This is a genomic window from Streptomyces sp. NPDC033136 (assembly GCF_055578235.1).
Genome location: NZ_JBVIPD010000003.1, coordinates 431,843 through 446,110, shown reverse-complemented (window position 1 = coordinate 446,110; position 14,268 = coordinate 431,843). Strand labels below are relative to the sequence as shown.

The following is a 14,268-nucleotide window of genomic DNA, read 5'->3' as shown; positions in this document are numbered from 1 at the left end:
GGTCAGGGCTGTCGGGTACTGCCCATCTCCGAGGCGAAGACCACGGGGTCGCTGTCGAATCCACGGACCATCTGGTGAAACTTCCACCCTGCCGAGGTGTCCCGGGTGAACTCCGCGAAGGTGGCGGCGGTGGATCCGGCGACCTGTGTGAAATCGTTCTTGAGTAGCTCCTTGTAACCCTCGACGACCAACACTCCTGCGTTCGATATGTCGCCGAAGGTCTTGTGTCCGCTGTCCTGGTGGATCGCTACCCCCACGACCACCCTGGCGAAGGAGGGCGCGAGGCGATCGAGTTCCAGGACCATCACCTCGACGAAGCCGAAGCCCTGACCGGTCTGGCTGTGCCGGCTCATGTTGATGGTGCCGTCCGGTGAGCGACTGTCGAAGTGGACGACGTACACCGGCCGCCCGTGGAGGGCCTCCGCCGAGTAGGTCGCGGCGATGATGTCGAGATGATGAGGTGGCTGGTCCCAGGGACTCGGGTCCCACTTGAGCCGAACCTCAACCTTCCCCACTCCTTGGTTGTCGCTGTTCACCGGTTTGCTGCCTCTCCCATTCCAAGCCACCGCGGGATGATCCCCGCAGGGTCAAGTATGGCCATCGGCCGACCTGTTGAAGCCTCGCGCGGCCTGCTCCTTCGGCGGGTCGTTGGGTGCTCCACAGGTGGTGGCCACGGGCAGCCGGGTCTCCTCTGGCGCACCGGCCCCATCCAACCCGTCCGCACGACGACGGGCCTGCGAGAAGAGGAGCCCCAGAGATGGACCCCGTACGGAGCACCTCACCTCGAGGACTGACCGAGGCGGCATCGGGCGCGGCCCCTCGTCGCGGCGGCGGGTGCGGTGCCGGCCGCCGCCGCGGCACCGTCCGGCCGAGGGTTGCCGAAGGGCAACTGGCGCATCGACACTCACGCCCCTCGGCGGGGATCACCTCGGCCGCCACCGTAGTGGACCGCCGCCGCACCTACGGCCTGCTGCACCTGGCCGGGACCCCACTGCGGGTCCTGGACGCCGCCCGCAGCCGGGAGACGCTGATCCCGGTCACGGTGCTGGCGGGCGGGGCTGTCGCAGCAGGGCTCCTGTGCGGGGGATCGGCGATGCTGGCCGGCGGCGATCCGGCGTTCGACGCACGCGGCGTGATCGTGCTCGCGGCGTGCTGCGCCGCCGAGGTCGCCGGAATTCTGGCGGCCGGAGGGCTGAGCCGTCCACTGCTGCGAGCGGTCACCCGGCAGGCAGGGGCACGGGGAGAGTGAGCGCTTCCGGGGCTGAGCCCGACGGCCGGGCCCAGCCCCTGCGGCACATGGCCGGCGTACCGCCGCGCCAGGCATCCGAGCTCGGCGCGCCCACGCACAGGACAAGGCCATATGGCTCGCCCAAGTGCCGTCGCTTCCCGAAGCCGAGAGCGTACCCGGGCGGCGGTGCAGGGGTGCACGTAGTGGTGCCACGGCCCATGTCCGCATCAGCAGCTCATGGGAGACTCGCTCCTTCTCCTTCCACCGTCCGGCATACGCCCGGCCGGGGCATCTCGGAAGGTGCGCTGTCCGCCCTCGGTCGCACGCGTTCGGCCGCGCGGTGCGCGATGGTGGAGAACGAGACCCATGGGGCCATGCCGCCAGAGGAACGCGGGCTGCTTACCGGTGGCCGTGCGGGACGGTGATGACCGGACAGCGTGCGTGGTGCAGTACGCCCTGGCTGACGGAACCCAGCAGCATGCCGGTGAAGCCGCCGTGCCCGCGGCTGCCCACGACCAGACCGAGGGCGTGTTCGGACGCCGTGGCCAGGACCTGTACCGGGTGGCCCGTTACGACCTCGTGGTGCAGTGCCACTTCCGGATGGGCGGCGGTCCGCCCGGCGACGGTCTCCGACAGCAGCCGCCGGCATTCCTGGACGGCGGCGCCCTCGTCCGGGCCTCCGAGCCGCGGAGGGTTCCACACGTACAGGGCTCGCAGGGCCGCGCCGCGCAGGGCGGCCTCCCCGAAGGCGAAGTCGACGGCGTCGGTGGACTGGGGGCTGCCGTCGACGCCGACCACGTAGTACGGCGGCTGCTGGGTGATGTGCTCCGGCTCGGGGATGACCACCACGGGGCAGGTCGCGTGCGCGATGAGCGGCAGGGTGACGGAGGCGGAGGTGAAGACCTCCTGGAGAGCACTCAGATGCCAGGAACCGAGCACGACCATGGTGGCGTGCTGCGCCTGCTCACGCAGCACCCACGCCGGCTGCCCCTCCGCCAGCAGCCCGGACACCGGTACCTGCGGATGGCGGGATTCGACGAAGGTGACCGCCTCATTCAGCACCCGATCCCCCGTCGCGTGCAGCGCCTCGTTCCACTCCTCCCAGGACGGCCGCCCGCCGGTCGGCCGGTATCCGGGGGTCGGCACGTTCTGCGCGAGGACCACCAGCAGGGGCAGGCGGCGCCGGTCCGCCTCGTCGGCGGCCCAGGCGAGCGCCATGCGTTTGCCCGGATCGGGGTCGACGCCGACCACGATCGGTTCACGTCCTTGCGCGTGCGTCATCGCCGACTCCGGTGGCTTCTCGGCCGGCGCACCAACCCCGGTGCCGGCCGGTGCTGGTGCCGGTCACCGCGACCGAATCCGTTTCTGGCGCCGGCGAGCATCTACAGGCCCTGGGAGAGCAGGAGTTCATGGGCGAGTCGTGCGCCGCGTGCCGACTCCTCGGGCGGAACGTTCTTCGACGGGGTGTTCTCCAGGCCACGGGCGAGCACACGGACAGCCTCGGCCAGGGTCGCGACCTGTGCTTCGAGCCGGCTCAGCCGGGCTTCAGGTCCGGGCGCCGCATCGGGCTCTTCGGGACGGTTCTGCGTCATGCTGTGCCTCCTTTCTCGGCGGTGATGGCCCGTGGGGCCGACCCGGTCTCGGAAGCCGATGCCATCTAGGCCGGGGACCGGCACCTTCGTCGCCTCAGAGTCAGTGAAGGCCACCATGTTCCGTGGGGAGCCTGATCAGCCATGGGCACGTGCGACCGCTCGGGCCCGCCCGGTGGCCGACGTCCTGCCGGTCACGCTATAGCCAGTAAACAACGGTCTCCCTGTGCCCGCAGCGGATGGGCCTCGGGTGCGTATCGCCGGACTTCAGGCAATCCAGCTCATCCCTTGTGGACCGCTGCCTTCGATGCGGAGGAGCGACAAGGCATGCACACGTGCACACGAACCGAGTGTGGCAATCTGTTTGATCAAGTGGATTTCTGACGCATGATCGCGATGGGTCATTTCTGCATGCGACCCATTCACGCCAGCGCGGCGACTGCCCCAAACCTGGGAGTAGAGGCGGTCGTTGCCTTATCGTCGCTGTTCCCCGCCCTGTGGCGAGCCTCGGGAAGCTGGCGGGCTGACGCCTTGTCGTATGCCGGGTGCCTCAGTACTGTCCTCAATTGTCAACAGAATCGGAAGAACCTCAACGGCCTCTCCACGTCGCGCCTGCTCCGATTGTCATGGACGCGCCTTAAGGGAGCCGCATTCCAGTCCAGCCTGGCCCCCCATCAGCACCCGGCTGCATGAGCGGGTGTTCGGCGGGCCGGCCTCGGCCGTGGTGCACCCATGCGGGGGTACGGAGATGAGGAGTAGGCACTGATGCGAAAACACCCTGTCCGCACGGCACTCAGCATCACGACCGCGGTGATGCTGGCATGCGGCGCAGCGGCATTCGGGCCGGTCGGCCCGGCCGCCGCACACTTCGGCGAGGCCGAGATCTCGCCGATCGAGAGCGACATCAGCGCGAAATCCTGGGCGAGTGTCGAGGTCGGCAGCGGGGCGTCCACCGCTGACCTGGCGATCGACCAGGACGACCAGACCGCGTGGACGGCGGACGGCACGTCCGCGAACCAGTGGCTGACTCTCGATCTCGGCGGCGCCTACGACAACGTCAGGAAGGTCGGGGTCGTCTTCCCGGACACCGGGGCCGCCTACCAATACGTGGTCGAGTCGTCCGCGGACGGCGACAGGTGGAACGTCATCGCCGACCACTCGGCCAACCACCGGCCCGCTCGCGGATCGGTCGACCTCTTCACCCGGCCGGGGACCAGATTCGTGCGGGTCACGTTCACGGGAGCCTCGCCCGGTGCGACCTTGGGAATCAGTGAGCTCAGCGTTTACAACTACTTGCGCGACGACCTGATCCTCGGCGCCGATGCCTCCTGGGTGGACAACGACGTCGCCGAAGGACGCAAGTACTGGGTGAGCCCGGCCGAGGAGGACCCGGGCGCTGGCCCCCACCTGCTCGACGTGCTCCAGGACCGTGGCGCCGACTACGTCCGGCTGCGCGTCTTCAACGAGCCTCGCAGCGAGTCCTCGGGCGACGTACTGGCCGTCCCGTACCAAGGCCCGGAGCGGTCACTCGAGGTCTCCAAGTGGATCAAGGCCGAACGGGAGATGGGCCTGGGAATCGACTTGCACTACGCCGACTCGTGGGCCGACCCGGCCAAGCAGCCGAAGCCGCGAGCATGGGCCCAGCTGGAGTTCGACGACCTGACCCAGGCGGTGTACGACTACACCTACGACTACGTCCGGCAGCTGATCGAGCAGGGCACGACGCCGGACAAGGTCGCGATCGGCAACGAGATCGTCAACGGCTTCCTGTACGGCAGCGAGGCGGCGTTGATCGGCACCACCGATCCGGCGTACTTCCGCAACCAGTCGGAGATCTACCAGTCGCAGCCCGGCGGCGGCCTGCTCTGGAAGTACTGGGGCTCCGACGACCCGGAGGAGCGGCGGCTCTACGAGGAGGCGTGGGACCGGTTCACGACGCTGTCCGCGGCGGGGATCCGCGCGGTCCGCGACGTGTCGGCCGACCAGGGCGAGGACATCGACGTCGAGACGCACATCATCATCGGCAAGGATCGGGGCGCCAAGACGCTCGAGTTCTGGGATCAGTACCTGACCCGGGTGAACGCCAAGGGCGCCGACCCGGACGTTCTCGCCCATTCGTACTATCCGGAGTGGCACGGGTCGCCGGACCACTACGAGTTCAACCTCAACGCGGTGGCGGCGGCGCACCGGGGATACAAGATCGAGATCGCCGAGACCTCGTACCCGGCGTCGGGTGGCGGCGGGGCACCGATGCCCAACTCGACGTACCCGCGGACCGTTCAGGGGCAGGCGGACGCCCTCCAGCGCGTGTTCCAGATCGCCAACGACATCCCGGACAACCAGGGGGTGGGCGTGCTGGCGTGGGAGCCCGCGCGATGGCAGTCCCTGTTCACCGCCGTACCGGGCATGACGCGCACCTGGGAGCCGAACGCCTCGATCGACGTCTTCACCAAGAGCCGCGCCTCCCACGTGGTGCAGGACACCGTGTACGCGTCCGCACAGGTCGGCGACGAGGTGGTGCTGCCGGATTCGGTGCGGGTGCTGACCATGGCCGACGGTTCGACCGAGCCGGTCCCGGTGGAGTGGGACCCGGTACCGGACGGCGCCACCGGCGCGGCCGGCCGGCTCACGGTCCACGGCTCGACCGAGTACGGTCCGGTGACGGCGGTGCTCGACGTGGTCGAAGCGTATGCCGGCCTCGACTGCGATCGGGTGATCACCGGCCGGCATGCCGGGCCGTTGACGGTGACCGGGGGCGTGACCTGCCTGGACGGGGCGACGGTGTCGGGTCCGGTGTCGGTGCGTGCCGGCGCCTCGCTCCAGGTGGACGGTGCGGTGATCGCCGGCCCGGTGCGGGCCGACGGCGCGGCCGGGGTGGTGATCTGCGACAGCCGGACCTCCGGCCCGGTGACGTTGTCCGGGACCTCGTCGGTGACGATCGGCAACCCGGTGCTGGGATGTGTTCCGAACACGATCTCCGGCCCGGTCACGGTGACGCGGACGCGGGGATGGAACGTGATCGCCGGGAACACGATCCACGGCCCGCTGATGTGCCGGGGAAACGCTCGGCCGCCGGTGAACAACGGATCGACCAACACGGTGAGTGGTCCGAAGTCGGCGCAGTGCCGCGACCTGTAGCGACCTGACGTCCGATTGTTCTCGAGGCGCTGCCGGGCCGGGCGGCCCGGCAGCGCGCTCACGGACCCCGACGCCGCCGGCTATTGGCCCGACACGTGGCGCATGGGATCGGAGTGATCGCGGAACCTCGAAACGCCTGTGACGCAAGGGGTTTTGGCGGGGCGGCGGTGACGGTGCGCCGCACCCGCCCGACCATGTGACGCACCGGTGAAAACCCAGTGGAGACCTTGTCGGTGGGTCCGCTTATGCTGCACCCGAAGATCACGCGGTACCAGGGGAGGGCGCGGCATGTTCGGCAAGCTGTTCGGCAGGGGTGCGGAGAGACCGGTGACGGATCCGCACGTCCTTCCCGCTGCGCGCAGAGGGAAGAGCGGGATGTACACGCTGCGCGCGCTGGGGGACACGCGCGTGCTCGCGCTGGTGGAGGCTGCCGAGGCGGGGGACTGGGAGGCGGTCAAGGCGGCGCTCGCGCCGTTCGATCTCGGCCGCGACCACCAGGTCCTGGGCGAGCTCGCCGACGTGGACGGCCTGCAGGACTGGATCGGCCGGGCCGTCGAGGAGGACAAGGAGCACCGGGCGACGGCTCTGCTGATATCCGGTGCGCGCCACATCATCTGGGGCTGGGAGGCACGCACCGCCGAGCGGGCCGTGAACGTCTCGCAGGAGCAGTGGCGGGTCTTCCACGAGCGGCTCCACATCGCCGAGGAGCAGTTGCTCGAAGCGGCCGAGCTGCGGCCGGAGTGGATCACGCCGTGGCGCCGCCTGCTCACCTCGGGCCGTGGCATGTCACTGGGCCCGGCCGTCAACGAGACACGACGCGACGCCGCCCTGCGGCGCGACCCGCTGGACCTGGAGACCCACCTCGAGTGGCTGTCGCAGATGCAGCCCCGCTGGGGAGGAGAGCCGGGGCAGGCCCTGGCGTTCGCCGAGGACGCGCTCGCCCGTTCCCCGGAGGGACACCGCCTGGGCTGCGTGATCGCCATGGCGTACATCGAGGAGTGGGTCGAGTCCGACCGCGGGGACCACCTCGAATCCTCCGAGATCCAGGCCCGGTTGCGGGAGGCGGCCGACCACAGCATCCTCCACCCCGCCTACGTGTGGCGCCCGGGCTGGCAGCACGACTTCAACATGTTCGCCATGGCCCTGTCGCTGGCCGGCGAACGGCACACCGTCCGGCGGGTGTTCCGGACGCTGGACGGCGCATACACCGAGTGGCCCTGGACCTACTTCGGCGACCCCGAGAAGGAGTTCGCCCGCCACCACCGCCGCGCCTGAGCCCTCGCCACCACGCCCGAGTGCCACGCCGGAGCACCCGCGCCCCTGGCGTCACGCCGAGCGCCCGCACGCGCACCCCTGGCACCACGCCCGAGCACCCGAGGCACGCCCGGCCTGAGCGCCCGCGCCCGAGCACCCCGTGAGTGCCCGGCCCCGGCACCCACGCCACAGCGCCCGCCGGCCCCGGCGCCGCTCGCCCCCGCCACCCGTCGCCTCTCCTACCCCGGACTGTCCGATGACTCTGCCCGACACCGCCGCGAACGCGGCCGGCGCCGACCGCACCTTCCAGGTGGATCTGCGCGGCCTCGTCGACCTCCTCTCCCACCACCTCTACTCCAGCCCCCGCGTCTACCTGCGTGAACTGATGCAGAACGCGGTGGACGCGCTGACCGCCCGGCACACCCTGGAACCGGCCGCCCCCGCCGGCGCCTTCGGCGTCCGCCTCTACGCCGACGGCTCGGTCGTCCGCGTCGAGGACGACGGGGTCGGTCTCACCGAGGCCGACGTGCACGCCTTCCTGGCCACCATCGGCCGCAGCAGCAAGCGCGCCGCACAGATCGCCGAGCAACGCGGCGACTTCATCGGCCAGTTCGGCATCGGCCTGCTCTCCTGCTTCCTGGTCGCCGACGAGATCCATGTGCTGAGCCGCTCCGCCCGCACCCCCGGCGCACCCGCCGTGGAGTGGCGCGGACGCGGCGACGGCAGCTACACCGTCCGCACCCTCCCCGTCACCGCCCGCCCCGCGCCCGGCACGACCGTCACCCTGACCCCGCGCGGCGACGCGGGGGAGTGGACCCGCCCGGCACAGGTGCACGCCCTCGCCCGCCACTTCGGATCCCTCCTGCGCCACCCGGTGACCTTCGACGACGGCACCGGCGATCCGGGCGGCACCGGCGGTTCAGGCCGCCCGGGCGCGCCCGTCAACCCCGACCCCGCCCCCTGGGCGCGTACGTACCCCACACCCGGAGCCCGGTCCCGCGCGCTGGCCGCGTACGGCGAGGAGGTCTTCGGCTTCACGCCGCTGGACACCATCGAGCTGGACCTGCCGGCCGTGGGCCTGAAGGGCATCGCGTGCGTGCTGCCCGAGGCGGTCCCGGCCGGGCGTCGCCACGGCCACCGCGTGCACGTCAAGGGCATGCTGCTGTCCGAGCAGGCCGAGGAGATCCTGCCCGAGTGGGCGTTCTTCGTCCGCTGCGTCATCGACGCCGAGAGCCTGCGCCCGACGGCGTCCCGCGAGTCCCTGTACGAGGACGACACCCTCGCCGCCGTCCGCGACGCCCTCGCGGAGCGGCTGCGCGCCTGGATCGCCCGGGCCGCCGCCAGCGACCCGGACCTGCTCGGCCGTTTCCTCCAGGCCCACCACCTGGCCGTGAAGTCGCTCGCCGTGCACGACGACGAGATCCTGCGCATGCTGCTGCCCTGGCTGCCGTTCGAGACCACCGACGGGCACACCACCCTGGACGAGTTCGCGCGCACCCACCGCACCGTGCTCGTGACGTCGACCGTGGAGGAGTTCCGGCAGGTCGCGGCGATCGCCTCGGCCGCCGGGCTCGGCGTCGTCAACGGCGGATACACCTACGACCGCGAACTGGTCCACCGGCTGCCCGAGATCAGGCCCGAGGCGAGTGTCGCCGATCTCGACCCGGCGACACTCACCGCCCACCTCGACCCCGTCGACCGGGAGACGGAACTCGCCGCCGCGGCCTACCTCGCGCAGGCCCGCGACGCCCTCGCCGTGTTCGACTGCGACGTCGCGCTGCGCACCTTCCAGCCCGCCAGCGCCCCCGCCCTCCTCATCGACAGCCGCGAGGCCCGGCACGAGCGCACCCGCTCCCAGCTCGCCCGCGAGCAGGAGGGCGGCCTGTGGGGCGACATCCTCGGCGCCCTGCGCCAGGAGGCCCCGCGGGCCCAGCTGATCCTCAACCAGCTCAACCCGCTGGTCCGCACGGCCGTGTCCATCGACGAGCCCGAACTGGCCCGCACCAGCGCCGAAGCCCTGTACGGGCAGGCCGCGATGCTGTCCCGGCGCCCGCTCAGGCCCGCCGAATCGAGCCTCATCAACCGCTCCTTCCTCGACCTTCTCGCCCACGCCCTCCGCAAGGACAGCTGACGATGCCCACCACACCCCACCCCCAGAGCACCGACGAGCTGTACCAGGCGCTCCAGGAGAACGACCGGCGCCCCTACGGCCGCACCCGCACCGTCACCGCCGAGGAACTGGTCGAAGCCGCCGAGCAGTTCGCGGAACCCGTGCCGCTCGTCCACGCGCTGTTCGAACTGCAGGAGGCGTACACCTACGGCTCCGAACCCCGGAAGTCGCCCGTCGTCTTCGCCCGCCTGCTCACCCTCTTCGACGAGCAGCCCGTCGTCTTCGACGAACGCCTGCGCCACATGCTGTTCTGGCGCTTCAAGTGGGTGTCCAACGCCCTGCGCGCGCTGCCCGAGATACCGCTGGCCAGCCTGCGCCAGTGGCTGACCGAGATGCGCGACCGGTACGAGAAGGCCGACCTCGGCCTCCACCCCTACTACGGGCAGGCGTACCAGCTCGCCGCGCACGTCGGCGAGGACACCACCCTCGCCTACGAGCTGTGGGCGGGCCGCACCCGCACCCGGCTCAGCGACTGCGAGGCCTGCGAGATCTGCGAGCGTGCCCTGTACCACCTCGCGGCGGGCGACGACGTACGGGCGCTGGGGGCCTGGGAGCCCGTCCTGGCCGGGAAGGAGTCCTGCCAGGAGGAACCGGCCCGCTCCCTGTCGTACGCGCTGCTGCCCCTGCTGCGCACCGGCCGTGCCGACCGGGCGCGCGAACTGCACCTGGCCGGCTACCGCGGCTGCCGCCGCAACCCCTCGATGTCCGGGGAGGTCGGCCGGCACCTGGAGTTCTGCGCGCTGACCGGCAACGAGGCACGCGGCCTCGAACTGCTCGCCGAGAACCGGAACCTGTTCGACGAGGTCGACTCGCCGCTGGACCAGCTCGACTTCCTCACCGGCGTGGAGGTCCTCCTCCAGCGCACCGAACTCCTCGGCCACGGCGAACTGCCCGCCGCCGGATACGCCGGCCGCACCTGGACGGTCGCCGGCCTGCGCGCCGAGGTCCGGGACCGGGCCGGCGACCTCGCCGCCCGCTTCGACGCCCGCAACGGAACCGCGGCCCACACCGGCCGCCGCCGGGCCCGCCTCGACCGCGCCCCGCTCCTGGACGCGCTGGAACTGACCCTGCGCACCCGCAGCCTCGACGACGTGGCCCCGGCCACCCCGGCCGCCGCCCCCGCCGCCCGTACGGCCGCCGTCCCCGACGCACTGCCCGAACTCATCACCCGGGCAAGGGCGCTGGACGAGCAGGGCCACCCGGACGCACAGGCCTGCTGGGCACGGCTGCGGACGCTCGCCACCGCCCGCGACTACACCCACCCCGACGACCCGGCCGTGGGCCCGCTCGCCCGGCTGCGCGCGGACCTGCTCGCCGAAGAGGCCGGCCGGGCGGGCGAGAAGGACGAGTTCGCGGACGCCGCCGCCCTCTACGAGGAGGCCGCGGCCCTGTACGACGACGCCGGCACCCCGGGTCACGCGGCGCTCGCCCGCGTCGGCGGCCTGCTCGCCGCCGCCCAGATCGCCGCGCAGGACGGTGACGGACCCGAGGCGAAGGCAGCCGCGCTGACCGCGGCCCACGCCTCCATGGTCCGCCTCCACGAGGAGACGCCCGGTCTCGCCCCGCACCAGGAGGCCCGCCTGCTGCGGCTGCGGGCGACCGCACTGGCCCTGCGCCTGCAGACCTCGGGCAGCGCCGAGCATGTCGCGCCGGTCTTCGCCGAGGCGGACCTGCTGCTCGCGTTCGCCACCCGGCACGAGGTCGCCGGGCAGATCTCCGGCGCCCTGCTGCTGCGGGCCACCACGCACGCGATCTCCGGAGACCTGCCCGCCGCGGTCACCGAGATCGACGCCATCCTGGACCGGCTGAAGGCGCACGGCCCCGCCTGGCACCTGCCGCGCACGCTCGGACTGCGCGGCCGGCTCCAGCTCGTCCTCCAGGACGCGCAGGCCGCGTACGCCGATCTCACCGAGGGCCTGCGACGGGCCGCCGAGTGGCAGTCCGACACGGGGGACGCCACCCGCCTCCACGGTGATCTGGCCGAGGCCTGCATGCACCTGGGCCGCCCCGACGAGGCGCTGCGGCACCTGACGCGCTCGGCGGAGCTCGACCTTCGCCGCGGCAGCCGGACGGACGCGTTCTGCACCTACAGCAACGCGGCCCAGCTCAGCCTCGACCTGGGCCGCGTCGAGGACTGCATCGCACTGCTCGACTCCCTGCTGGCCGAACCGGACGTCACCGCGGGCGAGCTGGACGACCGGCTCGTCGCCCAGCTGCGCCTCACCCGCGCCCGCGCGCTGCACGCGGGGGAGGACCTCAAGGCCGCCACGGCGGAGTTCGTCGCCCTCGCGGCCGAGTCGGCCGGCTGGGACGACGACCCGGGGAGCCACGCCATGATCGCGGCGGAGACGGCCGTACTCCTCGGCGAGTCCGGCGCGTTCGACCGGGCTCTTGAGGCCGCGGACCAGGCGCTCGCCGCCCATGCCCTGGCCGCGCGGTACGAGCCGCTCAGCAACTGCCTGCGCGAACTCGCCCGCCTCCAGGCGCAGCAGCAGGGCCCCGACGGCCTGGCCGGTGCCCGCGCGTTCCTCGCCGACGCCGGCCGGATCGCCGACGAGGCCCGCGCCGACGGGTACGAGGCCCAGGGCCGGTCGCTGGACACGGCCCTGGCCTACGAACACGGGCGGGTCAACGCGTACGCCGGTGCGTACGAGGATGCCCTGGCCGCTCTGGAGAAGGCCCTCGCCCTGCTCGGCGAGCCGGGCCCGGAGGAGGACCACGCCGGCGAGTGGGCCGAGTGTGTTCGCCTCGCGGGTGCCGTGGAGGGCATCTACCTGGAACGCCCCGCTCCCGCCCTCAGCCGCCTCGACGCGGCGATCTCCCGCCTGACCGCCCTGGGCCACACGGAGGAGACCGAGCCGCTGACCGCTCTGGCGGCCCGGCTGCGTGACGAGGAGTGAGGTGACGGACGCGGCCGTCGTCCGTCCGCCCCGGGGACGCCGCCCGGGGGCGGGCCGGACGCGTCGCGTGACCGGCACCCGGCCCGCCCCTGTCGACAGCGCCCTCAAGCGGATGACCACCGCCCGAAGCCCGCACGTCCCGGCCCGGGCCAGGCGTGCACGTCCCGGTCCGGGTGAGCCTGCACGGCCCGGACCGCCCGAAGCCCGCACGTCCCAGGGTGCCCGAAGCCCGCCCGAGCTCCCCGCGCGGAACCAACCGCCCGGAGGCCCCGCCCGGGCGGGGCCTCCGGCGCCGGTCAGAACCGGGGCTGCGGCGACTGCGCCTGGACGAGTTCCGTGGCCTCCGCCTCCGTCTCGACGGACGGCGGGGAACCGGCCAGGGGCTTGTTCGCCGTCTCCCGCATGCACAGCACCGCGATGACACCGACGACCGCGGCGCCCGTGGCGTAGTACGCCGGCATGAGGGTGGAGTCGAAGGTGCTGATCAGGGCCGTGATCACCAGCGGTGTCGTACCGCCGAAGATCGAGGTGGCCAGGTTGTAGGCGACCGAGAGGGATCCGTAGCGCACCTGGGTGGGGAATATGGCCGGGAGCGCCGCCGACATCGTGCCGAGCATCGGCACCAGCGACAGACCCATCAGCAGCAGGCCCAGCGCGATGAGGACGACACTGCCCTGCCGGATCAGCAGGAAGGACGGCAGGGAGAGGAAGAGGAAGCCGAGCATCCCCGTCATCAGCAGCGGCTTGCGCCCGAAGCGGTCCGACAGCCGCCCGACCTGGTTGATGACGCACATCTGCAGCACCATCACGAGGAGCAGGATCAGCAGCCCGTGGTTGGTCCCGTAGCCCAGTTCCTCGGACAGGTACGTCGGCATGTACGACAGCAGCATGTAGTCGGTGATGTTGTACGCCGCGACCAGCGCGAGGCACAGCAGCAGCGGCCGCCAGTACCGCGTGAAGATCTTGCCGAGGTCGGCGGCGGCCGAGGTCTCCACGGCCTCTGCGGCCTCGCTCGCCTTGACCCCGCCGCCCTCCAGCTTCTGGAAGGCGGGCGTCTCGTCCAGCTTCAGCCGCAGATACAGGCCGATGAGGCCGAGCGGGGCCGCGACCAGGAAGGGGACGCGCCAGCCCCAGGCCAGCATCTGATCGTCGCTGAGGAGGGTCTGGAGGACGACGACGAGGCCGGAGGCCGCGACGTAGCCGGCGAGCGTGCCCAGCTCCAGGAAGCTGCCGAAGAAGCCGCGCCGCTTGTCCGGCGCGTACTCCGCGATGAAGGTCGAGGCGCCCCCGTACTCCCCGCCGGTCGAGAAGCCCTGTACCAGCCGGAAGAAGATCAGCAGGGCCGGGGCCCACAGGCCGATCGCGGCGTGCGAGGGGACCAGGCCGATGGCGCAGGTGCCCACCGCCATCAGGATCATGGTGAGGGAGAGGATGCGCTTGCGGCCGACCTTGTCGCCGAGCGGCCCGAAGACCATGCCGCCGAGCGGTCGCACCAGGAAGGCCACGGCGAACGTCGCGAAGGAGCCGAGCAGCTGGGCGGTGTCGTTGCCCGAAGGGAAGAAGACCCTCCCGATGGTCGACGCCAGATAGCTGTAGATGCCGAAGTCGTACCACTCCATCGCGTTGCCGAGGGCGGCCGCCTTCGTGGCGCGCTTGACCGCCGCCTCGTCGGTCACGGTGATGTCGCTGCGGCGCAGTTTCGGGTGGCGGCGCTTCTCGATCGCCCGGAACAGCACCCGGTGTCGTCTCACCGCCGCGGGATCCACCGACTCGTCGTTGTCGGTCGGCGCCATGACGTCGTTCCTTTCGCCGCGGTCGTTTTCCCCAGCACCACGCATGCACAGATCTCGTGCGCTCAAACGAGCCCCTTCGTGACGTCCGGTCGGCTACGCACCCTGTTGTAGGGGCGATCAAGGTGAGATTGACTGGTCGTGGCGGCCCGGGACCATCACCGGGCGGGTGTGTGCCGGGGCCCTGGCCGGGGAACCT

At 71.8% G+C, this 14,268-nt stretch carries 9 protein-coding genes; 5 read left to right on the top strand and 4 right to left on the bottom strand.

Translation table 11 applies throughout. The features are described 5' to 3' along the window. Window positions 1-2 precede the first annotated feature (2 nt). Window positions 3-536: a TerD family protein gene (locus ACZ5TL_RS07670; RefSeq protein WP_468588464.1), complete on the bottom strand. Its 534-nt coding sequence runs from the start codon at window positions 534-536 to the stop codon at window positions 3-5. A gap of 221 nt (window positions 537-757) precedes the next feature. On the opposite strand from ACZ5TL_RS07670, the gene ACZ5TL_RS07665 reads away from it, so the two are divergent. After that, the gene (locus ACZ5TL_RS07665) at window positions 758-1,249 is read left to right on the top strand and encodes a hypothetical protein (RefSeq protein ID WP_468588463.1); all 492 of its coding nucleotides are present in this window, start codon (window positions 758-760) and stop codon (window positions 1,247-1,249) included. Window positions 1,250-1,627: 378 nt separating this feature from the next. On the opposite strand, the gene ACZ5TL_RS07660 is transcribed toward ACZ5TL_RS07665, so the two are convergent. Continuing rightward, entirely contained in the window at window positions 1,628-2,509 is an 882-nt protein-coding gene (locus ACZ5TL_RS07660) for a universal stress protein (RefSeq protein ID WP_468588462.1), read from the bottom strand. Between the two features lie 101 nt (window positions 2,510-2,610). Then, the gene (locus tag ACZ5TL_RS07655) at window positions 2,611-2,820 is read right to left on the bottom strand and encodes a hypothetical protein (protein WP_468588461.1); all 210 of its coding nucleotides are present in this window, start codon (window positions 2,818-2,820) and stop codon (window positions 2,611-2,613) included. 762 nt (window positions 2,821-3,582) lie between these two features. Between ACZ5TL_RS07655 and ACZ5TL_RS07650 the strand changes: the two genes are divergently transcribed. The 4 genes from ACZ5TL_RS07650 (at window position 3,583) to ACZ5TL_RS07635 (ending at window position 12,279) form a co-directional block, all read left to right on the top strand. Next, a complete protein-coding gene (locus ACZ5TL_RS07650; RefSeq protein WP_468588460.1) occupies window positions 3,583-5,955 on the top strand; it encodes a glycosyl hydrolase 53 family protein in 2,373 nt (790 codons plus the stop codon). 288 nt (window positions 5,956-6,243) lie between these two features. Beyond that, window positions 6,244-7,230, top strand: coding sequence for a hypothetical protein (locus ACZ5TL_RS07645; RefSeq protein WP_468588459.1), 987 nt, complete (start codon window positions 6,244-6,246; stop codon window positions 7,228-7,230). Between the two features lie 235 nt (window positions 7,231-7,465). After that, window positions 7,466-9,340 carry an HSP90 family protein gene (locus ACZ5TL_RS07640; RefSeq protein ID WP_468588458.1) on the top strand — a complete coding sequence of 625 codons (1,875 nt, stop codon included), beginning with the start codon at window positions 7,466-7,468 and terminating at the stop codon, window positions 9,338-9,340. 2 nt (window positions 9,341-9,342) lie between these two features. Beyond that, window positions 9,343-12,279 (top strand): hypothetical protein, encoded by a 2,937-nt coding sequence (locus ACZ5TL_RS07635; RefSeq protein ID WP_468588457.1) that lies wholly within the window; start codon window positions 9,343-9,345, stop codon window positions 12,277-12,279. 296 nt (window positions 12,280-12,575) lie between these two features. On the opposite strand, the gene ACZ5TL_RS07630 is transcribed toward ACZ5TL_RS07635, so the two are convergent. Next, window positions 12,576-14,072, bottom strand: coding sequence for an MFS transporter (locus ACZ5TL_RS07630; RefSeq protein ID WP_468588456.1), 1,497 nt, complete (start codon window positions 14,070-14,072; stop codon window positions 12,576-12,578). Window positions 14,073-14,268: the final 196 nt, after the last annotated feature.

Coding starts and splice junctions, on each gene's coding strand:
- ACZ5TL_RS07630 (WP_468588456.1), bottom strand. CDS start 14,072: ATGGCGCCGACCGACAACGACGAGTCGGTGGATCCCGCGGCGGTGAGA.
- ACZ5TL_RS07640 (WP_468588458.1), top strand. CDS start 7,466: ATGACTCTGCCCGACACCGCCGCGAACGCGGCCGGCGCCGACCGCACC.
- ACZ5TL_RS07660 (WP_468588462.1), bottom strand. CDS start 2,509: ATGACGCACGCGCAAGGACGTGAACCGATCGTGGTCGGCGTCGACCCC.
- ACZ5TL_RS07635 (WP_468588457.1), top strand. CDS start 9,343: ATGCCCACCACACCCCACCCCCAGAGCACCGACGAGCTGTACCAGGCG.
- ACZ5TL_RS07655 (WP_468588461.1), bottom strand. CDS start 2,820: ATGACGCAGAACCGTCCCGAAGAGCCCGATGCGGCGCCCGGACCTGAA.
- ACZ5TL_RS07645 (WP_468588459.1), top strand. CDS start 6,244: ATGTTCGGCAAGCTGTTCGGCAGGGGTGCGGAGAGACCGGTGACGGAT.
- ACZ5TL_RS07650 (WP_468588460.1), top strand. CDS start 3,583: ATGCGAAAACACCCTGTCCGCACGGCACTCAGCATCACGACCGCGGTG.
- ACZ5TL_RS07665 (WP_468588463.1), top strand. CDS start 758: ATGGACCCCGTACGGAGCACCTCACCTCGAGGACTGACCGAGGCGGCA.